The sequence below is a fragment of the Clostridium sp. NkU-1 genome (genome assembly GCA_001312405.1).
In genome coordinates, this window is record BBDR01000006.1 from 148,959 (window position 1) to 170,319 (window position 21,361).

At 44.7% G+C, this 21,361-nt stretch carries 27 protein-coding genes, 2 pseudogenes and 1 riboswitch; of the genes and pseudogenes, 24 read left to right on the forward strand and 5 right to left on the reverse strand.

Annotated elements, in window-relative coordinates; translation table 11 throughout:
* The first annotated feature begins 229 nt into the window (after positions 1-229).
* From JCM10519_RS11660 to JCM10519_RS29170, 7 genes and pseudogenes are all read left to right on the forward strand, one after another.
* Positions 230-832, forward strand: coding sequence for a PRD domain-containing protein (locus JCM10519_RS11660; RefSeq protein ID WP_054739326.1), 603 nt, complete (start codon positions 230-232; stop codon positions 830-832).
* Positions 810-1,064, forward strand: coding sequence for a PRD domain-containing protein (locus JCM10519_RS11665; protein ID WP_054739328.1), 255 nt, complete (start codon positions 810-812; stop codon positions 1,062-1,064). Before JCM10519_RS11660 ends, JCM10519_RS11665 begins: the two co-directional genes overlap by 23 nt.
* A gap of 429 nt (positions 1,065-1,493) precedes the next feature.
* Positions 1,494-3,215 (forward strand): PTS beta-glucoside transporter subunit EIIBCA, encoded by a 1,722-nt coding sequence (locus JCM10519_RS11675; RefSeq protein WP_054739332.1) that lies wholly within the window; start codon positions 1,494-1,496, stop codon positions 3,213-3,215.
* Positions 3,100-3,360, forward strand: coding sequence for a PTS glucose transporter subunit IIA (locus JCM10519_RS29165; protein WP_347843933.1), 261 nt, complete (start codon positions 3,100-3,102; stop codon positions 3,358-3,360). The genes JCM10519_RS11675 and JCM10519_RS29165 overlap by 116 nt, the downstream gene beginning before the upstream one ends.
* Positions 3,361-3,478: 118 nt before the next feature.
* Positions 3,479-4,947 (forward strand): annotated as a pseudogene (locus JCM10519_RS11680) (glycoside hydrolase family 1 protein).
* A gap of 21 nt (positions 4,948-4,968) precedes the next feature.
* The gene (locus tag JCM10519_RS11685) at positions 4,969-5,502 is read left to right on the forward strand and encodes a 6-phosphogluconolactonase (RefSeq protein ID WP_347843934.1); all 534 of its coding nucleotides are present in this window, start codon (positions 4,969-4,971) and stop codon (positions 5,500-5,502) included.
* Positions 5,503-5,532: 30 nt separating this feature from the next.
* Positions 5,533-5,673 carry a hypothetical protein gene (locus JCM10519_RS29170; protein ID WP_347843935.1) on the forward strand — a complete coding sequence of 47 codons (141 nt, stop codon included), beginning with the start codon at positions 5,533-5,535 and terminating at the stop codon, positions 5,671-5,673.
* Positions 5,674-5,861: 188 nt separating this feature from the next.
* On the opposite strand, the gene JCM10519_RS11690 is transcribed toward JCM10519_RS29170, so the two are convergent.
* The 3 genes from JCM10519_RS11690 to JCM10519_RS29180 are packed head-to-tail and all read right to left on the reverse strand — an operon-like array spanning position 5,862 to position 7,762.
* Positions 5,862-7,139: a PfkB family carbohydrate kinase gene (locus JCM10519_RS11690; RefSeq protein WP_347843936.1), complete on the reverse strand. Its 1,278-nt coding sequence runs from the start codon at positions 7,137-7,139 to the stop codon at positions 5,862-5,864.
* A 25-nt stretch (positions 7,140-7,164) separates the two neighbouring features.
* Positions 7,165-7,422 (reverse strand): hypothetical protein, encoded by a 258-nt coding sequence (locus JCM10519_RS29175; protein WP_347843937.1) that lies wholly within the window; start codon positions 7,420-7,422, stop codon positions 7,165-7,167.
* A gap of 58 nt (positions 7,423-7,480) precedes the next feature.
* The gene (locus JCM10519_RS29180; RefSeq protein WP_347843938.1) at positions 7,481-7,762 is read right to left on the reverse strand and encodes a LacI family DNA-binding transcriptional regulator; all 282 of its coding nucleotides are present in this window, start codon (positions 7,760-7,762) and stop codon (positions 7,481-7,483) included.
* A 350-nt stretch (positions 7,763-8,112) separates the two neighbouring features.
* Between JCM10519_RS29180 and JCM10519_RS11695 the strand changes: the two genes are divergently transcribed.
* The 11 genes from JCM10519_RS11695 (at position 8,113) to JCM10519_RS11730 (ending at position 16,523) form a co-directional block, all read left to right on the forward strand.
* Complete coding sequence (locus JCM10519_RS11695) at positions 8,113-9,000, forward strand: ribokinase (protein ID WP_054739333.1); 888 nt, start codon at positions 8,113-8,115, stop codon at positions 8,998-9,000.
* A 68-nt stretch (positions 9,001-9,068) separates the two neighbouring features.
* Entirely contained in the window at positions 9,069-9,521 is a 453-nt protein-coding gene (locus JCM10519_RS29185) for a BMP family ABC transporter substrate-binding protein (protein WP_347843939.1), read from the forward strand.
* A complete protein-coding gene (locus JCM10519_RS11700; RefSeq protein ID WP_347843940.1) occupies positions 9,463-10,224 on the forward strand; it encodes a BMP family ABC transporter substrate-binding protein in 762 nt (253 codons plus the stop codon). The genes JCM10519_RS29185 and JCM10519_RS11700 overlap by 59 nt, the downstream gene beginning before the upstream one ends.
* A 60-nt stretch (positions 10,225-10,284) precedes the next feature.
* Entirely contained in the window at positions 10,285-11,436 is a 1,152-nt protein-coding gene (locus tag JCM10519_RS11705) for an ATP-binding cassette domain-containing protein (protein ID WP_347843941.1), read from the forward strand.
* A gap of 67 nt (positions 11,437-11,503) precedes the next feature.
* Positions 11,504-11,848: a hypothetical protein gene (locus JCM10519_RS29190; protein WP_347843942.1), complete on the forward strand. Its 345-nt coding sequence runs from the start codon at positions 11,504-11,506 to the stop codon at positions 11,846-11,848.
* Positions 11,841-12,926, forward strand: coding sequence for an ABC transporter permease (locus JCM10519_RS11710; protein WP_054739336.1), 1,086 nt, complete (start codon positions 11,841-11,843; stop codon positions 12,924-12,926). Before JCM10519_RS29190 ends, JCM10519_RS11710 begins: the two co-directional genes overlap by 8 nt.
* A complete protein-coding gene (locus JCM10519_RS11715; RefSeq protein WP_054739338.1) occupies positions 12,926-13,873 on the forward strand; it encodes an ABC transporter permease in 948 nt (315 codons plus the stop codon). Before JCM10519_RS11710 ends, JCM10519_RS11715 begins: the two co-directional genes overlap by 1 nt.
* A 20-nt stretch (positions 13,874-13,893) precedes the next feature.
* Complete coding sequence (locus tag JCM10519_RS29195; RefSeq protein ID WP_347843943.1) at positions 13,894-14,394, forward strand: nucleoside hydrolase; 501 nt, start codon at positions 13,894-13,896, stop codon at positions 14,392-14,394.
* A complete protein-coding gene (locus JCM10519_RS29200) occupies positions 14,348-14,848 on the forward strand; it encodes a nucleoside hydrolase (RefSeq protein ID WP_347843944.1) in 501 nt (166 codons plus the stop codon). The genes JCM10519_RS29195 and JCM10519_RS29200 overlap by 47 nt, the downstream gene beginning before the upstream one ends.
* 17 nt (positions 14,849-14,865) lie before the next feature.
* Positions 14,866-15,483 (forward strand): hypothetical protein, encoded by a 618-nt coding sequence (locus tag JCM10519_RS11725; RefSeq protein ID WP_054739340.1) that lies wholly within the window; start codon positions 14,866-14,868, stop codon positions 15,481-15,483.
* Positions 15,484-15,512: 29 nt separating this feature from the next.
* Positions 15,513-16,523, forward strand: a complete 1,011-nt coding sequence (locus JCM10519_RS11730; RefSeq protein WP_054739342.1) for a nucleoside hydrolase — start codon at positions 15,513-15,515, stop codon at positions 16,521-16,523.
* A gap of 135 nt (positions 16,524-16,658) precedes the next feature.
* Here the strand turns inward: JCM10519_RS11730 and JCM10519_RS11735 are convergent, their stop codons facing one another.
* Positions 16,659-17,198, reverse strand: coding sequence for an ECF transporter S component (locus tag JCM10519_RS11735; RefSeq protein ID WP_054739344.1), 540 nt, complete (start codon positions 17,196-17,198; stop codon positions 16,659-16,661).
* Positions 17,199-17,427: 229 nt separating this feature from the next.
* Between JCM10519_RS11735 and JCM10519_RS29205 the strand changes: the two genes are divergently transcribed.
* The 4 genes and pseudogenes from JCM10519_RS29205 (at position 17,428) to JCM10519_RS11745 (ending at position 18,910) form a co-directional block, all read left to right on the forward strand.
* Entirely contained in the window at positions 17,428-17,736 is a 309-nt protein-coding gene (locus JCM10519_RS29205; protein ID WP_347843945.1) for a cyclodeaminase/cyclohydrolase family protein, read from the forward strand.
* Positions 17,696-17,842, forward strand: a pseudogene (locus JCM10519_RS29210) (hypothetical protein); the annotation flags it as partial. The gene JCM10519_RS29205 and the pseudogene JCM10519_RS29210, both read left to right, overlap by 41 nt.
* 70 nt (positions 17,843-17,912) lie before the next feature.
* Positions 17,913-18,059 (forward strand): hypothetical protein, encoded by a 147-nt coding sequence (locus JCM10519_RS29215; RefSeq protein ID WP_347844012.1) that lies wholly within the window; start codon positions 17,913-17,915, stop codon positions 18,057-18,059.
* 14 nt (positions 18,060-18,073) lie between these two features.
* On the forward strand, positions 18,074-18,910 hold the full coding sequence (locus JCM10519_RS11745) for a tetrahydrofolate dehydrogenase/cyclohydrolase catalytic domain-containing protein (RefSeq protein WP_054739349.1): 837 nt from the start codon (positions 18,074-18,076) through the stop codon (positions 18,908-18,910).
* 97 nt (positions 18,911-19,007) lie between these two features.
* Here JCM10519_RS11745 and thiT read toward each other — a convergent pair whose 3' ends face one another.
* Complete coding sequence (thiT, locus tag JCM10519_RS11750) at positions 19,008-19,655, reverse strand: energy-coupled thiamine transporter ThiT (RefSeq protein ID WP_054739351.1); 648 nt, start codon at positions 19,653-19,655, stop codon at positions 19,008-19,010.
* Between the two features lie 51 nt (positions 19,656-19,706).
* A riboswitch (TPP riboswitch) is annotated at positions 19,707-19,805 on the reverse strand.
* A gap of 253 nt (positions 19,806-20,058) precedes the next feature.
* On the opposite strand from thiT, the gene JCM10519_RS11755 reads away from it, so the two are divergent.
* Positions 20,059-20,484: a DMT family transporter gene (locus tag JCM10519_RS11755; RefSeq protein WP_054739352.1), complete on the forward strand. Its 426-nt coding sequence runs from the start codon at positions 20,059-20,061 to the stop codon at positions 20,482-20,484.
* Between the two features lie 162 nt (positions 20,485-20,646).
* Positions 20,647-21,324 (forward strand): helix-hairpin-helix domain-containing protein, encoded by a 678-nt coding sequence (locus JCM10519_RS11760; protein WP_054739359.1) that lies wholly within the window; start codon positions 20,647-20,649, stop codon positions 21,322-21,324.
* Positions 21,325-21,361 lie beyond the last annotated feature (37 nt).

A 21,361-nucleotide genomic window follows, 5' to 3' on the forward strand; every position in this document is an offset into this window, starting at 1 on the left:
TATGCTAAATGCACAAAAAAATAAAATTTGAAAAAAATAAAATGATAATTCTGCATTAAAAATATTGACGAATTATTTTTAATTTAGTATAATGAGCGAAAAGAGAGAATTATAATTTACTGGAAGTGTTACTGTTCGGCAGGCCTGACAGGATGATGTAAGATTGCAGATAATGTTTGGCTGCAGTTTTACATGATCTTGGTCTTTTTTATTTGAGAGGGTGAACCTATTGAATGTAGAAAAGCGTATCAATAATAATGTGCTGTTGGCGTCAGAAAATGGACAGCAGATGGTTCTGGTGGGGAAAGGCATTGGCTTTCAGGCTTACCCTGGCAATGAGGTTGATAAAAGCAAGATTGAGAAAACCTTTTATCCCACAAACAACATGACCCACACTCAAATGGCGTCCCTTATGACGGGATGCGGGCAGGAGGAGTTAAAGGCTGTGTTCAAAATCGTAAATATGGCCAAGGAGACATTTAAAGATTTAAATGACAATATGTTTTTCTCTCTGCTTGATCATTTATCCTTTGCCCTGAAGCGTCACGAAAATCAGATGGATATCGTAAACCCGTTGGAATGGGAGATAAAGAAGTTCTATTCCAGGGAATACCAGATAGGTATTAAGGCATTGGAAATCATAAAGGCTGATTTAGGGACACAGCTTCCTGACAGCGAAGCTGCATTTTTTGCCCTTCACATTGTTAATGCACAGATAGATAGTGTAACGGGTGAGGAGATTTTTGGAATTACTGAAATGACAAACTCCATATTAAAGCTGGTCAAGTATTTCTATCAGTGTGAGTTTGATGAGGACAGCGTATTTTTTTAACCGTTTTATAACTCATGTAAGGTATTATCTGATGAGACGGTTAAAAGGAGAGGAAGTCGCCCCTACAGACGGGGAGATTATTGACTCGGTCCGTAAGGCGGATTCCCAGGCTTATGAATGTGCAAACAGGATTGCCCAGTATATTTATGAGAGGCAGAGATGGGAAACTTCCGAGACAGAGAAAATGTTCTTAATGCTGCATATTATTAATTTAGTAAAAAAAAGTGAATAAATAAGGGATTCGTTACAGTTCGGCTGGCAAGACCCAAACCTGCCTGACAGTGGATTACCGTCAGGCGGGCTTGGGTCTTTTGTTATATTATCAGAAGTAAAAACCTTCCGATAATCGGATGGACGGGGCAAAGAACGCCCCTTTTATCAGAATCTGCTTTGCATTTTCTGATAAGTTGTATTATGTTCTGTTATTTTCTCCGAACTGCGCAGAGGAAGTGCGGTTTCAGAAGGCATCTGGCATTTATAAACGGCAAGGTGCGGCCGTGCTCCGCGGGGATTTGGCGGAACTGAGAAACTGCTGTTTTGGCTGTGAAAACGCGTGGCAGCCAGACAGATAGAAACACCCTACGGATATACCTATATGTCCAAAAAGCATGGACAATAATATGGAAAAAAAGCAATATCATGATGTGTAAGGAGGAGAAACATGGAACGAGAGGAATTAGCAAGAAAAATTATAGAGCATGTAGGCGGGATAGGTAATATCAAGTCTCTGTCTCATTGCATGACACGTCTGCGCTTTTTCTTAGTGGATGATAAGAAAGCCAATGAAGGGGAATTAAAGAAGCTTTCCATACTTGGCGTCCAGAAGCAGGGCGGCCAGTACCAGGTTATCGTAGGAAATGACGTATCCAGGGTTTATAAGGAAATCATTAAGCAGTATCCCCAAATTGCCGGAGGGGAAAATGCCTCAGACAATGATGGAGAGAAGAAAGGGAATATTTTTAATCGTATGCTTGCGACCCTTACTGCCATTCTGGTTGCACCCCTTCCTGCCATTATAGGCGGTGGTTTGATTTTGGGTATCCGGTATATGTTTACCACACTGAATCTTTTGCCGGGTGACAGTCCGCTTATTTTTCTGCTTACAGTAATCGGTAACTCATCCCTTTATTTCTTCCCATTTCTGCTTGCGGTTTCGGCTGCCAAGCGGTTTAACACCAATATTTATATGGCCATGGGAATAGCGGCTGCCATGATGGATCCCAATATCATTGCCAGGATCGGGGAAGATCCGGTAAGGCTTTTTGGGGCAGTGCCCATTCCAATGATTAATTATGGAAGCAGTGTTATTCCGATTATCCTGGCAATCTGGTTTATGAGTAAGGTATATGGCTGGCTGGATGACCATCTGCCGTCCATGATTACCGTTATTTTTGTTCCCGTGCTGACTTTTTTGATTGTTATTCCAATCAACTTAATTTTAATCGCTCCTCTGGCCACTTACCTGACAACCTATGTATCCAATGGCCTTGAGTGGCTGATCAACTTAAATCTTGGAATTGCAGGCTTTGTGATCGGTGCGACCCGCCCGCTCCTGGTATTGGCGGGGCTGCATCATGCCGTCCGGCCTCTTCAGTATATGCAGATAGAAACCCTTGGCTATACCACAATTACTCCGGCTACCTTTATATCCACCATGGCACAGGCAACTGCTGCACTTGCTGTTGCAGTACTTGTGAAAGACAGGAAGAATAAACAGATTGCAACATCCTCCACCATTTCAGGTTATTTAGGTATTACCGAGCCTGCTTTGTATGGAATTATCTTTAAGTATCGGGCAGCCCTGGTGGGATGTATTTTAGGCGGCGGACTTGGAGGCATGGTCAGTACCATGATGGGGGCAAAGGCCTTTTCATCAGGACTGCCCAGTATTTTGACAACTCCGATTTTTATGGGGGATAAGCCTTTATCCATTGTTTTCGGCCTGATTGTGATGTTTGTGGCTACATTCGGAATCACTTGGTTTCTTGGGAAAACCGTATTGAAACCGGATGAAAACCTGGTCCTTACTGATGGAATTTCAGAAGCCGGAGCAGCAAAGGGAAAACCTGCGCCAGGGCATCTGGTGTTCAGTCCTGTCGGCGGGCAGATCTGCAAACTGGAGGATATTAATGACGAAACATTTTCCGGCAAATTATTAGGAGAAGGAATCGGAATCATTCCAAATGAGAACCTGATTGTTGCTCCTGCAGATGGTACGGTCAATACGGTTTTTCATACTAACCATGCCCTTGGTTTCATTACGGAAGATGGTACGGAGGTGCTTATTCATATCGGCCTTGATACTGTCAAACTGGAAGGAAAGTTCTTTACTGCCATATGTAAGGCAGGGGACAAGGCCAAAAAAAGGAGATGCTCTGATTGAGTTTGACAGAGAACAGATTGCAGCGGCCGGTTATGATACTACGGTCATTGTAGTGATTTCCAATACCCCGGCCTATGAGGGCATTCAGCCTGAATTTGAAGAAGGGACTATTTTTGCAGGTGAAAAGATATTAACTGCCAGGTAGAACCACCCTACGGGTATATCTATATGTCCAAAAGCGTGGACAGTAATAAGGAAATGCTCTACGGGTATACCTTTATGTTCCAAAAGTGTGGACAATATAAAAGAAAAGGAGAAAAGATATGCTAAAACATGCGCCTAAGGGTTTCCCGACAGGATTTCTCTGGGGAAGCGCAACTGCGGCATGCCAGATAGAAGGCGGCTTCAGTGAAGGAGGGAAGGGCTTAAGTGTAGCAGACGTGGCTATGAAACAGGGAAAGGGAGTTCCCCGGAAAGTATATAAAAACATTACAAACCAGCAGATCAAAGCGGCAGAACGCTGGACTGGGGAGGAGTTGTATCCAAAGAGGCATGGTGTGGATTTTTATCACCGTTTCAGGGATGACATTGCCTTATGTGCTCAAATGGGATTTACCACTTTTCGGATGTCCATTGCCTGGAGCCGGCTTTTTCCAAAGGGTGATGAATCAGAGCCCAATCCTGAGGGAGTGGAATTTTACCATAAGGTGTTTGAAGAACTGAAAAAATATAAAATAGAACCCATTGTGACTCTTTCCCATTTTGAGATGCCTCTCCATCTGGTCACTCAATATGGAGGCTGGGCCAACCGTAAGCTGGTCGGCATGTTTGTGCGTTACTGCAAAGTATGTTTTGACGAATATGGAAGCTATGTCACCTATTGGATTAATTTTAATGAAATGAATGGCACCCGCTTTAATACCTTTTATTCAACCGGTATTATCCGGGAGGACTGGGGGGATAAGTTTGAGCAGGCTACCTGCCAGGCCGCCCATAACCAGTTCGTCGCTTCTGCAAAAGCAGTCAAATATTTAAGGGAGACAAGGCCTAATGCCAGAATGGGCTGTATGGTGGTTCCTTTCACCCGTTATCCCGGCACATGCAAGCCGGAGGATGTGTTGAAGATGCAGCATGACATGCATCTGGATTGCTATTTTTATACGGATATTTACATAAGGGGAGAGTATCCGGGATATGCGTTCCGTTACTTTGATGACCACCAGATCCGGCTTGAGACGGAGGAGAAGGATTTTGATCTGATAAAAACCTATAGGGTCGATTACCTGACCTTCAGCTATTATTCCACTAGCATATCCAGTGTAGAACAGGAGGGCTGGGAAACTACAGACGGGAATTTAAGCCAGCAGCTTAAAAATCCCCACCTGGAAGCTTCTCAATGGGCTGGCAGATTGATCCTATGGGACTGCGCTATCAGCTTAACTGTTTTGCTGACCGGTATCCTGGAATAGAAATGATGGTAGTTGAAAATGGTCTTGGTGCCCAGGACATTGTAGAAGCGGATGGCAGCATCCAGGATGATTACCGCATTGATTACCTGCGATGCCATATTGAGCAGATAAAGGAAGCCATACGGGATGGGGCCAATGTAATTGGATATACCACCTGGTCTGCCATGGACTGCGTCTCTTCCGGAACATCTGAAATGGCAAAACGTTACGGGTTCATTTATGTTGATTTGGATGATAACAATGAAGGGACTCTTGAAAGAAAGCCCAAGAAATCGTTTTACTGGTATAAAGATGTGATCAAGACCAATGGAGAGAAATTATAAGAAAAAGGGGAGTGTTTTAATATGCAATTAATTATTTCAAAAGACTATGAAGCCATGAGCCGTATGGCTCTTACCCATGTACAAGCTCATATGTATACAGGGGATAACCGAAGAGTCAATCTTTCCATTACAGCAGGAAAGACCCCAGAACGGCTGTATGAGCTGCTTACAGAGGAGTATAAGGGAAATCCCTGTTTTAAACATGTTCACTTCTATAATTTTGACGAGATACCGAGAGAGGGGGAAGAAACCGGTGTTACCATGAATGATTTAAACCGAATGTTTTTTGAACCCGCTCAGGTACCCGGGGAGCTGATCCATGCTTTGGATTCAAAGAACTGGAAGAATTATGACGGGAAGCTTAAAGAAGATGGCGGATTAGATATGCTCATTATGGGCCTTGGTACCGATGGACATTTCTGTGGAAATCTTGCAGGTACCGTGGAACATTTCGGCATGGAGACCCGGCTGGTAGCGAAAGAGAACTATCCGATCTCATATTTTGAAAGAGAAACCAGTCCGGACCATTACGTGACGTTGGGCCCAAAACCGTAATGAATGCCCGGCATCTTATCATGATCATTAATGGAAGCCACAAAGCAGAGATCGCAAAAAAAAGCCTTGTTCGGACCGGTTATGCCGGAGGTTCCTGCCAGTGTGTTCCAGCTGCATCCCAATTATACGGTCATTATGGACGAAGAGGCTGCTTCCCTGCTGGATAGATAAAGCAGAGGAAGGGGAGAATGAATCCGATTTGTATTATAATATAATTTAAAGTTATAAAATATCATCTCAAGCTTGTTCCGGAGTCTCATTATGAGCATCCGGAATAAGCTCTTTTTTATGGTTCTATAAAACGATTCCCTTAACCAGGTATCTGCTTTATGACGCCGTATTCCCAATCACCCCTGTACTCATTGCTTCAGCAATTCCGGCTCCATCCTGTTAATATAAGTTTCCAGGGAGTTCCGGTCAATGAGGGCCGGAATCACCCCCTGCCTGGAAACACAGAAGCCTGCGGCATATGCGGCGATTCTGGCCGATGCTTCCATGGAATATCCTGAAGATAAATAGGCGGCCAATGCCGCAATAAAAGCATCTGCGGCTCCGGTGGTATCCACAGGTGGAAAGGGAGAGGCAGGCAGGTACCCTTGAAAGGAGGGATCCTTTAGATAACAGCCGGAATGCCCCAGGGTGATGATCACAGTCTTTGCCCCTTGTTTTATAAATTCATCAGCTTTTCCTTCTATATCCGGAATCCCCGGACACAATAGCTCTGCTTCTTTCCGGTTGGGAACAAAGATATCGGTCAGCTTCATGAGGGAAGGACGGATGGATTTCATGGCAGCCGGCTTTAAAATGTTTTTTGCACCATATTTTTTTGCCAGCCTGGCAGCCGCTTCTATGGCGGTTTCAGGGACTTCGGTCTGAAGAAGGCAGTAACCGGAATGTTCAAAGGCTTTTTCACAAGAGGTAATGTCATCCGGCTCCAGATTCTGGTTTGCGCCGGTCAGGATGGTAATCATGCTTTCGCCGTCATTCTGAACATGGATATAGGCTTTTCCTGTTTCCCTGTGGGAATCTCTTTTTAAACCCTGGACATCTACCTGGTTTTCTTCCATACAGGTGAATATCAGGTTGGAGTCATAATCGCTTCCGACCTTGCCGATAAGAGAAACTTCGTTTCCAAGCTTTGCAGCGCCCACGGCCTGGTTGGCTCCCTTTCCTCCCGGAATGACTGAGTGCCTGCTGGTGCTGACGGTTCGTCCCGGCTGGGGAAGTTCATCCACGTTTAAGGTTACGTCGATGTTTACGCTTCCGACCACTACAATTTTTTTCCCATGAAAGGCAAAGGGGAGATCAAGGCTTTGGGTATTTTCCAGAGGAAAGTCTGCATGAAAGTCTGAAAATTCCTCTTCCCTTTTTTCGCATTTTTCTATCAGGCGGCTGCAGGCAAAGGCTCCGAATTCATAGTAGGGAATCCGGATGGTGGAAATACCTGGGAAAGCAATGTTTTCATGGGCATCATCCCTTAAGCTTATAATCGATAAATCTGTTGGAACATGAAACTGAAGCTTTGATAAATGCTCCATGAGGACAAGGGCGGATGCGCAATGAGTGCTGATCATTCCTGTTGGGGTGTGGGTCAAAATGCCATGATACCAGTCTTTGGTCTCAATAGGAAGATTCATGGAGCTGCTGTAAGGGATGTTGTGATCAAATAAGCATTTTTTTAAACCCGTCAAGAACCATTTCAGACCGCAGGCTGTTCTGCTTTGTGAGACAGCCCAGCTTTGTGTGGCCATACTGAATCAGGATTTCTGCTGCGGCATACCCCATGCCTGCAAAATCAATGGAGCAGGAGAGGGGATCCTCCCTGCTGTTGACACAACAGACCTCTATGCCCTGTTCTTCGAAATAATGCCTGTTATCCAGGCTGTCTCCGTTTACTGGGTCCCAGATGACTCCGTCCACATGATTCCTGCAAAGGGAAGTAATATTTTTCAGTTCATTTTCAGGATTATCCATGCTGTCACAGATTAAAATGCTGTAGCCGCTTTTTTTGTGCTGTGCTTATGATGCCATTTATGAATTGACTGGTCTTTCCTATGGATTTAAGGAGGACGCCGAAAATAAAGGTTTTTGCTTCCGGATTATTTTTAACCGTACTGTAGGGGGTATAATGATAGTCTTTTACAATTTTAAGGACCCGGTTTCTGGTTTCAGGGCTTATGTTTTTGTCTTTGTTGTTTACGATTTTTGATACAGTGGATATTGAAACACCGGCCAACTGGGCGATTTCTTTGATTGTCATGTAGTTTCACCTCTCTAAAAAATATAATAAAAAACACGGATATATAGCTTATTATGTGACAAATGTATGGTTTTGTCAATGGGTTACAAGAAATGTATGGTTAAAATAATATAAGAAAAAAAGTTTAGTAAAATATTTTTTTTGTGCAAAAGTTCTTGACATCTTATTCTTTGGATGGTAGCATGAGCTTAGATGAAATGTAGATAAAAAAATTGTTTTTTTTAGACAAGAAATAACGTTTTACTTCATGTGTCAGAGTAAAATGATACTCTTTTTCATTCTGTTTTTGTGGTGTAAAGTGTTTTATGAAAAAACGGCATTAAAGAAAAAATGAGACTGGAGTGCATGAGATGAAAATATTGAATTTTGGTTCTCTGAATATTGATTATGTTTATCAGACAGATCATTTTGTCAGGGCAGGGGAAACCATAGCTTCGGATTCTCTGGAAGTATTCTGCGGAGGAAAAGGTTTAAACCAATCGTTGGCATTGAGAAGGAGCGGAGTAAAGGTCTGGCACGCGGGAGCGGTAGGAGAACAGGACGGAGGAATGTTGACGGAACAGCTGGAATTATCCGGTATAGATACAACGAACATTAAGAGAGTAAAAAATAAGACAGGCCATGCCATTATACAAAAAACTCCAAACGGTCAGAATGGGATTATATTGTATGGAGGAGCCAATCAGGAGATAACAAAAGAACAGGCAGATCAGGTTTTGAACCGATTTGGAGAAGGAGATTTTCTCATTCTTCAAAATGAGATCAGCGAAATCGGATATATTATGGAACAAGCATATGAAAAGGGTATGAGAATTGTTTTGAATCCATCTCCCATGGATCATAAAGTATGGAATTATCCATTGCAAACTGTGGAATTTTTCATATTGAATGAGATAGAAGCAGAGGATATCTGCCAAAGGCCTGGAAAGGGAAAAGAGTTGTTAGCCGGACTGGCTCTTAAATTTCCCAAGGCGAAGATTTTGTTGACTTTAGGCGAGGACGGAGCTTTATATAAGGATGGCGAACGGGTGTACCGCCAGGAAATATATCCGACGGAGGTGGTGGATACGACAGGGGCGGGAGATACCTTTACCGGCTATTTTATAGGGGGACTGTTTTTGGGGGAATCTCCCGAAGTGGCGCTCAATCATGCAGCAAAGGCAGCTTCCATTGCAGTATCCAGAGCCGGCGCGGCGCCTTCCATTCCCGCCAGAGAGGAGGTGGTTGGGGACGGATGACGAAAGATTGCAAACATTGTTATATCTTTTTATGGGACACAGATGAATGAATCAGAGGGAGGTTTCTTATGAAGAAAATTATATCAGGGTTTTTAGCAGCAGTGATGTGTTTGGGTCTTGTGGGTTGTGCGGCTAATCCGGCAAAAGAGAGCGGGGAGACGAAAAACGGAAAAGCACCGGAAGCTTCCACTAAACTGGAAGAGGCAGAGGCTTCCGGGCAAAGCGGTACATCGGCAAAGAAGGCGATTTTGATTGTAAACGGCAACTTAGGAGATTTAGGATTCTTCGATTCCGCAAACAGAGGGATGCAGCGGTTAAAGAATGAGCTTGGAGTTGACATTCGCGTTATTGAGACGGGAGATGACGAATCCAAGTGGGAACCTGCTTTAGCCGATGCGTCTGACGAAGATGCGGATTGGATTATAGCAGTATCCCCATCCATGGTGGAACCGATTCAAAAGCTTGCGCCGGAATATCCAGAGAAAAAAATTTATTCTCATCGACAACCAGGTGGACTATGACGCTGCTGATTTAAGTAATGTATACTGTGCGACATTTAAGCAGAACGAGGGTTCTTTCCTGGCAGGAGTTGCTGCCGGACTAGTGGCAGAGCAGGGGGGAATTATCGGTTTCATAGGCGGCATGGACATTCCCCCGATTAACGATTTCCTTGTGGGATATATTGAAGGAGCACAAAGCACCAATCCCGGTGTAAAGGTAATCAGCACCTATACGGGCGATTATTACGACCCTGCAAAAGGAAAGGAACACGGAATTGTTCAGTTTAACCAGGGTGCGGAGGTTTTATTTGCAGCGGCAGGTCCTTCCGGACTTGGAACCATAGAGGCAGCAGTGGAACAGAATAAGAAAATCATTGGCGTGGATTCGGACCAGTCTGAGGCTTATTTGGAAAAAGGCGATAAAGATACGGCTTCCCACATCATTACTTCCATGATTAAAAACGTAGGCGACACGATTTTTAATAGCATCGCAAAGGACATGAAGGGAAATCTGGCATGGGGAACCTCTGAAAGTTTAGGCATTGCAGAGGGTGGCGTCGGCCTTGCGAAAAACGAAGTTTATGTAGGAACATTTACAGTAGAACAGTCAGCTAAAATTGAAGAAATTCAGGATAAAGTAGCATCAGGAGAGATAAAAGTCAGTTCAGCGATTGGAATGTCTACGGCAGAATTGGACAAGATCAGGAACTCTGTGAAGCCTTGATTCATTTATCGGGATCGCCCGAAAGCGGTTTTTCGGGCGATCGATTTAGGAGTAATGTCAATGGATAAAAGAAAAGATAAGGTAGTTCTTAAAGCGGAAAACATATTAAAAGTTTACCCCAATGGGGTAGTGGCAAATAAAGATGTGAATCTGGAGGTATATGAAGGGGAAATCCATGCGTTGATAGGGGAAAACGGGGCAGGAAAATCAACGCTGATGAAGATTCTTTTCGGTATGGAGACACCGGAAGGCGGAACGTTATGGTTAAACGGTAGTGAAGTGAAAATTGAAAATTCGAAAAAGGCAATCAGTTTAGGGATCGGAATGGTTCATCAACATTTTATGCTGGTGGATTCCTTAACCATTGCAGAGAATATCGTACTGGGGGCTGAGCCTCATAAATGCGGGGTTTTTCTCAATCAAAAAGAGATGATAAGGGTATCGGAAGAATATGCGAAAAAGTATAAATTCACCTTGAATGTAAATGACAGAGTGGAGAATGTAAGCGTAGGAATAAAACAGGAAACCGAGATTTTAAAAGCACTGGTACGGGGGGCTAAAATTCTCATTCTGGACGAGCCTACGGCAGTCCTTACACCACAGGAAACAAAGATGCTTTTTGAAGAACTCCGGGCTTTGAAAGAGCAGGGGCATACCATTATTTTTATTTCCCATAAATTAAATGAAATTATGGAAATTTGTGACAGAGTCACAATTATGCGGCATGGAAGAACTGTGGAGACTACTTACGTAAAGGATACAAGTCCCCAGGATATATCCAATAAAATGGTCGGCAGGGAGATTGTGCTGCACATAGATAAGAAACCAGCAAAAGCGGGGCAGGTGTATCTGGAGGCAGGGGACCTCACCTATATCAATAATATAGGCAAGAAGATGCTTGACAAAGTAAGCCTTAAGCTGCGCTCCGGTGAAATTTTAAGCGTTGCCGGTGTGGAGGGAAATGGGCAATCAGAGCTTGCGGAGGTTTTGTCAGGCATGAAAAAGCCGGTGTCAGGGTTCGTGAAAATATTGGATCATGAGATTTTGGAATTTGATCCGGCTTCTTTCCGCAAGAGACAGGTGGTTTATATTCCGGAGGATCGGATGGCGGTTGGGTGCGCCCCGGATATGACGATTTCGGAAAATATGTTTGCAGATAAAATTGACGATTACCTGGAGCATACTGTTTTTCTGAACAAAAAAAAGGATTGATGAGAAGGCAAAAGAGCTGGTAGAGGATTTTAAGGTTTTATGCGTGTCGCCGGAACAGGCTGTGAACATGCTTTCGGGAGGAAATATTCAGAAAGTGGTGGCAGCAAGAGAACTGTCAGGTGATGTGAAAGTTGTGATTGCAGAGCAGCCTACCAGAGGCATTGATGCGGGTGCTTCGGAACTCATCAGACGGAAGCTTGTGGAGCTTCGGGATAAAGGGGCTGCAGTGCTTCTTATTTCAGCAGATTTAAATGAAGTTCTGGAGCTTAGCGACAGTTGTGCCGTTATGTATAACGGTAAGGTGAATGCGTATTTCAAGAATACCGTTAATTTGACAGAAGAGGAGCTTGGCTACTACATGCTCGGCGTGAAGAAACAGTCTGAAGAGGAGGTGAGACGTTCTTATGAGTAAAAAGTCAAAAATAGAGCGGTTTAACGCTTATTTTGTGGCCGTAAGGTTTGCGGTGGCCGTGCTGATTGCTTTTTCAATCTCTTTTCTTATCATGCGCTTTTCCTCGAATCATTCATGGGAGGCAATTAAAAATCTTTTTATCGGCCCTTTTACTACGGTCAGGAGATTCAGCACGGTTTTAGAAACTGCAATTCCGCTCACCTTTTCAGGACTTGCGGTATGCGTGATGTTTAAGGCCAACCAGTTTAATCTGGCCGTGGAGGGAAGCTTCTTCCTTGGAGCGTTGGGGGCCGCCATAGCTGCTATTTATATGAAAGGGCCGGCTGTACTGGTTATCATAGCGGCAATACTTATAGCGGGAGTGGTAGGAGCCTTAGTCTGCGCGGTTCCTGGCATTTTAAAGGTAAAGTGGAATTGTAATGAGCTGGTAGTATCTCTTATGCTCAATTATCTGGCTCTTTATATCGGAACCTTTTTATTTAATCAGTTTGCCAAGGATCCCAGCTCCGCTTATAAGGCTTCGTTTCCGTTTCGGTCAGGAGTGAGCCTTGGAAAATTAATTCCAAAAACCAGACTCCATGCCGGTGTGTTCATTGCGGCGGTATTTGTAATCCTGACTTATATATTTATGTATAAAACCAAATGGGGATATCAATTGAGGATTACTGGAGGAAATCTCAAATTTGGTCAGTATGTCGGAATAGGCACTGCCGGAGTGATCCTGTCATCTCAGCTTTTGGGCGGTTTTATAGGAGGCGTGGGGGGCGCTACGGAAATGCTTGGAATGTACACCAGATTCCAGTGGTCGGCGCTGCCTGGCTATGGTTTTGACGGGGTAATTCTAAACATTTTGGCAAAAGAAAACCCTGCATACATACCGGTTGCTGCGATTGCGGTGGCATATTTGAGAATTGGTGCGGACTATATGTATAAGCAATCAGATGTTGCTTCTGAAATCGTATCTATTATAGAAGCTCTGGTCATTGTCCTGGTGGCAGCCAATGCGTTTCTGTCTCGTTACCAGCATAAGATGATAACCAGGCTTTCCACAGAAGGAAACAGGGAGGTGAACCAATAATGGAAACAATTTTACACTCGCTGTTGACGCCTTCATTTTTTTATTCGGTGATAAGAGTGGCCACACCCCTGATTTTGGCGTCGCTGGGAGCGGTGATAACATCGAATGCGGGCATTACCAATATCGGAATCGAAGGGATCATGCTCATATCCGCTCTGACAGGCGTATTTGCCAGCGCGTTGGGCTGGGGGCCATGGTTTGGGCTTTTAGCGTCAATCCTGATGGGAGTTTTATGCTCCCTTGCCATCGGTTATGTTGCCATGAGCCTGAAAACGGACAACGCCCTGACCTGTATTGCGTTTAATACCATGGCTGTGGGAGGAACCGTATATTTCATGTATGCCGTAGTGAAGGACAAGGGGACTACTCTGGCTCTGGATTCGGGCAGACTTCCTAATATAAAGTTTCCTGTTATTCAAGATATTCCCATCCTGGGAGATGTATTTTCCAATCACAATGTGATATCCTATGTAGCCTTTATCATGATATTTGTTGTATATATTCTTCTTTACAAGACTTCGCTGGGTCTGCGGATCCGGTCGGCAGGAAAATCGCCCCAAGCCCTTTCTTCTGTTGGTGTGAGCCTTTTAAAGACACGCTATATCGCACTTGGGATCAGCGGTATTTTAGGAGGAATGGCGGGGGCCTTCATGTCCATGGGATATGTTACCTGGTTTTCTAAGAATATGACGGCAGGCAGAGGCTTTATAGCTCTTGCTGCAGATGCAATGGGAAACTCCACTCCCGTGGGAGCAGCCCTTTCCGCCCTTCTTTTTGCGGTGGCGGAATCACTTTCCTACTCATTGCAGATCACCTCCATTCCTTCTGAATTGGTACAGATGCTTCCGTACCTGGCGACGATATCAGGACTTGTGATTTACTCAGTTAAGAAGAAGTCTACAGAGGAAAAGAGAAAAGTGGAATATGAGAAACAAAATAACCAGTAAAATGAAAGGAGATAAAAATTATGGAGAAGAGACCTGTCATTATCGACTGCGATCCCGGGCATGATGATGCAATGGCTATTTTATGGGCATTGGCATCGGAAGATTTGGTAATAAAAGCCGTGACAACGGTTGCCGGCAATCAAACGATTGAAAAAGTGACAAATAACGCAATCAAGGTTTTAACTAAAGCCAAAGCGCTTCATATACCGGTAGCCAAAGGTGCGAAAGAGCCAATGGTAAGAAAGCTGGTGATAGGCGGGGAGCTGGTGCATGGAGATTCCGGTCTGGAAGGGCCTGTGCTTCCGGAAAACGGGTTTGAGGCCTCCGGCTTAAGAGCTTTAGAGCTTATGATAAAGGTTTTAGAGGAGTCGGAAAAGAAAGTGACAATCGTGGGAATTGGTCCCCTTACTAACGTTGCCGAGTTGCTCATCATACGTCCTGATTTAAAAGAAAAAAATAGAGGAAATAGCAATTATGGGAGGTGGTACCACAGGAAACTTTACACCTGCCGCAGAATATAATATTTTCGCGGATCCGGAAGCGGCAAAGGTCGTATTCAATTGTGGACTTCCTGTGATTATGGCAGGCCTTGATGTCACTTTAAAGGCATATGTAACAAAACAGGAAAATGAAAAGCTCAGAGAGCAGGGAAATGAAATTTCCGTATTTGCGGCGGAACTGATTGATTATTTTAGTAAATACCACTACGAAGTAGAGGGATTTCCCGGATGTACCCTGCATGATCCCTGCGCGATAGCGGCGCTTGTGCATCCTGAAATCTTCAAAATGAAGAGGTGTAATGTAGATGTGGAAATTCACGGGGAGCTTACGACAGGAATGACAGTGGTGGACGTCATTGATTATCAGAGAAAGCTATTTGGAAAAAAAGTAAATTACAATACCCAATTTATCTATGATGTGGACAGAGAGAAATTTGTGGAATATTTCTTTGCCGCAATGAAGAGACTTAATTGATTTTGGAGGCATAATGAATGAAAGATCACTTGATGAAAAGAACGCTGATCGCTTTGGCAGGGCTTGTCTTTTGCGGCATAGGAGTTTCTCTGTTTCTTTATACAGGGCTTGGTGTTGACCCGGCCAGCGTTTTTGAACTTGGAATTGCCAATGTGTTTCATATAAGCTATGGAACTGCCTCCGCGCTTATCAATGTGGTTATTTTAATTATCGTATTTGTTGTGGACAGGTCTTTCATAAATATTTCCTCTGTGATAGCGATATTCGGCATAGGATATACTGCGGACTTTGCAACGATGCTGCTCCATGGGCTGCATTTGGGAGAGCTTCATTTAGCGGTTAAAATAATCATGATTCTCCTGGGACTTCTGATTATGTCCATAGGAATCGCCACTTATATCAGAGCGGATTTAGGCGTTGGAGCAATTGATCTGGTTTCTGAAATTATAAGCAGAAAGTCAGGCGTTCAATACAGGCTGGTGAGAATCGCGGGAGATGTGAGCTTTGTCATAATAGGCTATTTTTTAGGAGGGACTTTGGGGATCGGTACGGTTGTCGCGGCATTTATGACCGGGCCTGCCGTACAATTTGTAAGGCCCGCCGTGCATAGGGTTGTTGACAGGCTGATAGGATAAGTTTTAAAGGCCGGAGGGCAGATAAAAAGATGAAGAAAAAGATGATATTAGATATTGATTCGGTAGGAGATGATATTTTAGCAGTACTTTTTACCGCGCTCAATAAAAATATAGATTTATTAGGAGTTACCACTGTAGCGGGAGCTTGCGGCGACATCAGGCAGGCGGCCTGGGTGGCGCTTCATACCATAGAGCTTACGGATAAAGATATCCCGGTCTATGCGGGTGCTTCGGATCCGTTTTCTTCCCAAGCTTCGGATTCATCCGGTGATCCGGTGAATTTTTTTGAAGAGGTGAGATGGAAATTCGGGGACAGGCTCCTGGAATTTAATACCCCTGCAGCAAAACCTTCCACAGAAGCCAGGGAAGAACACGCGGCAGACTATCTCGTCAGGGAATTTAACCGGCATCCCGGAGAAATCACCCTGGTTACCACAGGACCTCTTACCAATATTGCTTTGGCTCTGGAAAAGGATCCTTCCATAGCAAAGAAGATAAAAGAAGCTTATGTCCTGGGAGGTGCATTTCACACTTATGGAAACATTACACCTGTAACGGAGTATAACATCTTTGCAGATCCGGAAGCGGCGAATATTGTTCTTAATTCAGATATGAAAATCACCCTGGTGCCTTTGGATGTTTGTGAAAACAATCAATTTGCTGATTCTATGCTGACCAGAGACCATATTGCAGATATGGAATACGCCGCTTCGGGAAATAAGATTGTGACCTTTATTGCCGAAAAATATCCGATATATATTGATGTGTGGAGAGAATATTTCCAGCTTGGCGGATTTCCCATGGATGATGTCATGACAGCGGCATTGGCGACTGACGAAGACTTATGCCGCTATTCGGAGCCGGTGCATGTGGAGGTGGAGCTTAGCGGAAAACTTACCAGAGGACAGACCATCCCATTTTTTGGATATCAGATTAATAAATATCCTCAAAGGGCACACAAGAATGTCAGAATTGCCCAATGGATAGACGGGAAGCGGTTTATGAATTTGTTTGTGGAAACCATTGTCAGCGGAAGCTAAGTAACTGTCATTGCACTTGAAATGTAAAAAGGCCCGGATAAATATGGGCTTTTTTTGCATCCCCAAAATAAATTTCTTCTGGTATTTATGCACGGTTGATTTTAACTAAATCAAGTAAGTCCTCATCCCTTTTTATTACGGTACCGTCTTCTGATTCAGTTCCCGAATCTCCCGAACCCGCAAAAGAACAGGAAGCAAGGCTCCTGCTGCAATCAGACTGAACAGATTCTGTACCAGATTGAACGGAATATTAGAAAGGGAAGCCGGTAAGCTGTATACTGCAAGTTCAAATATGAAATATCCTCCTGTGACTACTGCGCTGCATACCAATCCGGCAGCCAGAAAAGGCAGTGGCCGGAAGCCGCCCGTCCGTCCCCTGGAAGGCAGATGTCTGTACAAATATCCCCCTGAAAATGCCGCCAATGCTTTAATGATCAGGGTAGCAGGCGCATAAAAGGCGTAGCCGGACAGCAAATCCGCCATCATGGAGCCGATTCCTCCTGCGGCTGCGCCGGCCATTGGCCCTAAGAGCATGCCGCTTAGCAATACCATCCCGTCCCCCAGATGAATATAGCCGCTGAATGCAGACGGTATATGTATTACCATAGTAGCTGCAGTGGTAAGGGCCGCCATCAAAGCACTGAAAACGATTTTTTTCGTTCTGTTGTTGTTCATGTTTTCTCCTCTCTCGCAGATCATCTTTTATTTTTGTTAAACCTATCATATAGAAAAACTGGCATTTTATAAATATCCAATTTAGTTAAAATTATACATACCAGTTTTGCTGCGGTCAGAGCTTGACGAGCTTTCCTTAAAGTGCCTTTCAATATAACTTGTATTTTTAAGGAAACCCTTATATAATAATGGAAAATAAAAATGCGGTTGGAAAGGCGGATCAATAGTTATGATACAAGACTTTACAATTCACACATTCCTTGAAAAACTATCCTCAAAAAGCCCAACGCCGGGCGGCGGCGGGGCGGCAGGCCTTGGCGGCGCCATAGGGGTGGCTTTGGGGGAAATGGTGGTGAACTTAACCCTTGGCAAAAAGCGGTATGCCGATGTGGAAGAAGAAATGCAGTCATTTCTTGAAAAGCTGGAGGCTTTAAAAAGCGAATTTTTAAGGCTTGCAGATGAAGACGAAGTTGTATTTGTCCCCCTGGCGGCTGCATATGGCCTTCCAGCCGGTACGGAGGAAGAAAAAAAGGCATAAGACGGAAGTCCTTGAAACACATTTACTGGCTGCTACCCTGGTCCCTCTCATGGTCATGGAGCGGTCCCTTGAAACCCTTGATATCCTGGAGGTTCTGGCGGAAAAAGGAAGCCGTCTGGCTGTCAGTGACGTAGGTGTCGGCGTGCAGTTCCTGCGTTCTGCTGCTGGGAGCAAAGATGAATGTTTCCATCAATACAAAATCCATGAAGCAGCGGGAAAAGGCTTTACAGCTTCAGGAACGGGCGGATAAGCTGGCAGAGAATGGAACCAGAAAGGCAGATGTCATTTATGCCAAAGTGGAAGCTGCATTAAAGGCAGAATAAGGAGGAAAACAGACGTGATAACCTTAAAAGGTGCAGCTGTGTCTGCAAAAATCAAGGAACAGGTGGAAGAGCTTTTAAGCAGCTTAAAAGGAAGGACTCCCAAGCTTGCCATTGTGCGTGTGGGAGAACGTCCCGACGACTTATCCTATGAGCGGGGAGCCTTAAAGAAGATGGAAAGCTTCGGCCTTAAGGGAGAAAGCTTTGCCTTTTTCCAGGACATAACCGATGAAGCGTTTAAGGAAGAGTTTGCAAAAATCAATGATGATCCGGATATTGACGGCATACTTCTCCTGCGCCCTCTGCCAAAACAGATAAAGGAAAAAGACATCGAACACATGATCCGTCCGGAAAAGGATTTAGACGGCATATCTCCTGAAAATATCGCCAAAGTATTTGCTGGGGACGATACGGGATTTGCACCATGTACGGCAGAGGCAGTTGTGGAGGTCTTAAAGGCCAATGATATTCCTTTGACCGGAAAGCGGGTAACCATCATGGGCAGAAGCATGGTAGTGGGGCGTCCCTTATCCATGCTGATGCTAAAGGAAAATGCAACGGTCACCATCTGCCATACCCGCACAGAAGACTTAAAGGAAACCTGCAAAAATGCTCAGATCCTTGTAGCTGCCGCCGGGCAGGCCAGAATGGTGGATGCCTCTTATGTAGGAAAGGATGCCGTAGTGGTGGATGTGGGGATCAATGTGGATGAAAATGGGAAGCTTTGCGGCGATGTGGATTTTGATTCCTTAGAAGGAACCGCCTTAATGGCAACTCCTGTACCAGGAGGAGTGGGTGCGGTGACAACGGCTGTGCTGGCCAGGCACCTGGTGTTGGCTGCTCTTAAAAAATAGAATATGGAAAGGTGATAAGACGGTACTGTAAAAATAAGACAAGCGGCATGGGAGCTTTTAGCTCTTTTCATGCCGCTTGTTTTTTATGAAAGCTTCCTTACCCATTTATGGCCTGCCGCTTTACCTGTCCAATGGCTCCCAGTACGGGAGGGAGATACAGGATCACAACGGTCAGGATCAGTTCCGGCAGGATATAGGTAGCATTATAGCCCAGGGTATAAGCAATTGGATTCATCCTTCCGGCGTATAGGAAGCAAAAAAATATATAGCCTGAAATCACATGGCACAGGTAACGGCCGGCGACACCCACCACATATCCGGTCACAAGACCGTGCTTTTTATTGCTTAACAGCCCGGAAAGCCCCAAAGCGCCAAAGGCTAAGGGATAATCAAGGAGAACCTGGAGGGGAGCAAATATATAGGGGCCTGTTATAAGCTGCAGCATCCCGTAGGCAACCCCGGTCATGACCCCGGCCCTTACGCCGTAAACATAGCCGATCAGGCAGATGAACAGCATGGAAAACAGGGTGATGGAGCCGCCAAAAGGAAGAGAAACAATTTTCATAAAGGAAGTCACCATTGCAAGCGCCATAGCGCCAGCACAGTAAACCAGCTGACGGGTCTGTAGTTTTTGAGATTTGGAAGATGATCTGCCCAGAAGATGCGGAGTGAAAAAAATTGCGGCAAACAGAATGATCACCAGCAGGTATCCGGCCGGCTTTAATAAGTACTCTTCGTTTTCCACAGAGTAAGTTAGAAAAAAATGACATAAAAAATCCTCCTTTGTGTGCGCAGGAGGGGACTACTGTTGCTTCCTTACGCCGGCATTATCCGGTTCAAGTAGTGAGGGTTCGGTTTCTACCAATCTCAGCCAAAGGCTCCCCTAGCGTGTGTAATTTATACAATTTTGCTGTGAGTATAGCGCAAAACCGCAGGCTTGTCAAGCAATATAAAATTATGCTGCAGTCTGGATCTGAATTGTAACCAAATTGTAATTCAGTATAAAAATGCAAATAAAGTACAACCTAGTTAAAGAAATAAGGTTGAAAGAAAAGTGTCTCTCAGCCTTGAGTCTGAGAATCAAGTGGATATGCGGGCGTATTCGTTTGATTCAATCTATACAAATTGAAGATACGGAGGTTGTTTAAATGACAGGCTTTATTATAGCTCTTATATCCGGAGCGCTTATGAGCATACAGGGGGTTTTTAATACGGGAGTGACAAAACAGACCAGTATGTGGGTATCTACGGGCTGGGTACAGTTTACCGCATTTTTGACCTGCCTCATCCTGTGGTATTTCTCCGGTAGGGAGAACATTTCAGGCCTTTTTGACGTACAGCCCAAGTACTTATTGATTGGCGGCGTTATGGGTGCTTTCATCACCTATACGGTAGTGAGGAGCATGGGGACTCTGGGACCGGCCAAGGCGGCTCTGATTATCGTCGTTTCCCAGATCATTGTGGCCTACGCTATAGAGCTGTTTGGCTTATTCGGCGTTGAAAAGGCAGGGTTTGAATGGAAAAAGCTGATCGGCGCTGTTGTTGCCATCATCGGTATCATGATATTTAATTAATTTGGAAATAGTGCTTGTATTTACCTATTTCTTTAGGTAGAATAGTAATATAGGCTGAAGATGGTATCCTTTTTTTGAGAATTTTTGTAAGAGGAGGGATATCATGAAGTACCAAAAAGTTAAAATCACCCTTATCGCCCTGTGTGTTTTAGGGGCGGGTGTATGTTATGGCGTCAACAGAAGCAGGAGGCTCCCAGGACGGGAATTTCTCTGACAGAGGAATCGGCTCATCATTCCGGAGAAAAGGTCAGCAAAATCGAGGCAGCAGGTGATGGCAGGTCAGGGGATGACGGTCTGGCAGGAACCGGAGTCCAGGAAGCAGACGGTGTAAAAACAGTTTCCGGCGGGACCGGCCCGTTGGCTTTAGATGGGGCAGAGGACAGCTTAGGAAGTGCAGGAGAGGAAACGGCCCTGCCTTTCTACGTACATATCTGTGGAGAAGTTGTTTCTCCCGGTGTTTATGAGCTTAAGGAAGGAAGCCGGGTTTTTCAGGCAATCGAGAAAGCAGGCGGAGTCACAGACCAGGCTGCGGCAGAATATTTAAATATGGCGGAGCAGGTCAAGGACGGCATGAAGATCGTGGTCCCTGGCAAGGAAGAGGTGGAAGCGGCAAAGGCCAGGGGAGAGATTTCCTTTCAGGCAGAGGCTTCATCAAACGTACAAAAAGCCAAGGTGAATTTAAATACAGCCACCAAAGAGGAACTGATGACCCTGCGGGGAGTCGGAGAAGCCAAGGCAAACGATATTCTTAAGTATCGGGAGAGCCACGGCGGATTTCAGAGGATCGAAGATATCATGAAGATATCCGGCATCAAAGATGCAGCGTTTCAAAAAAAATAAAAGACGACATAACGGTTTAAAATAGAGGACAGAGGTG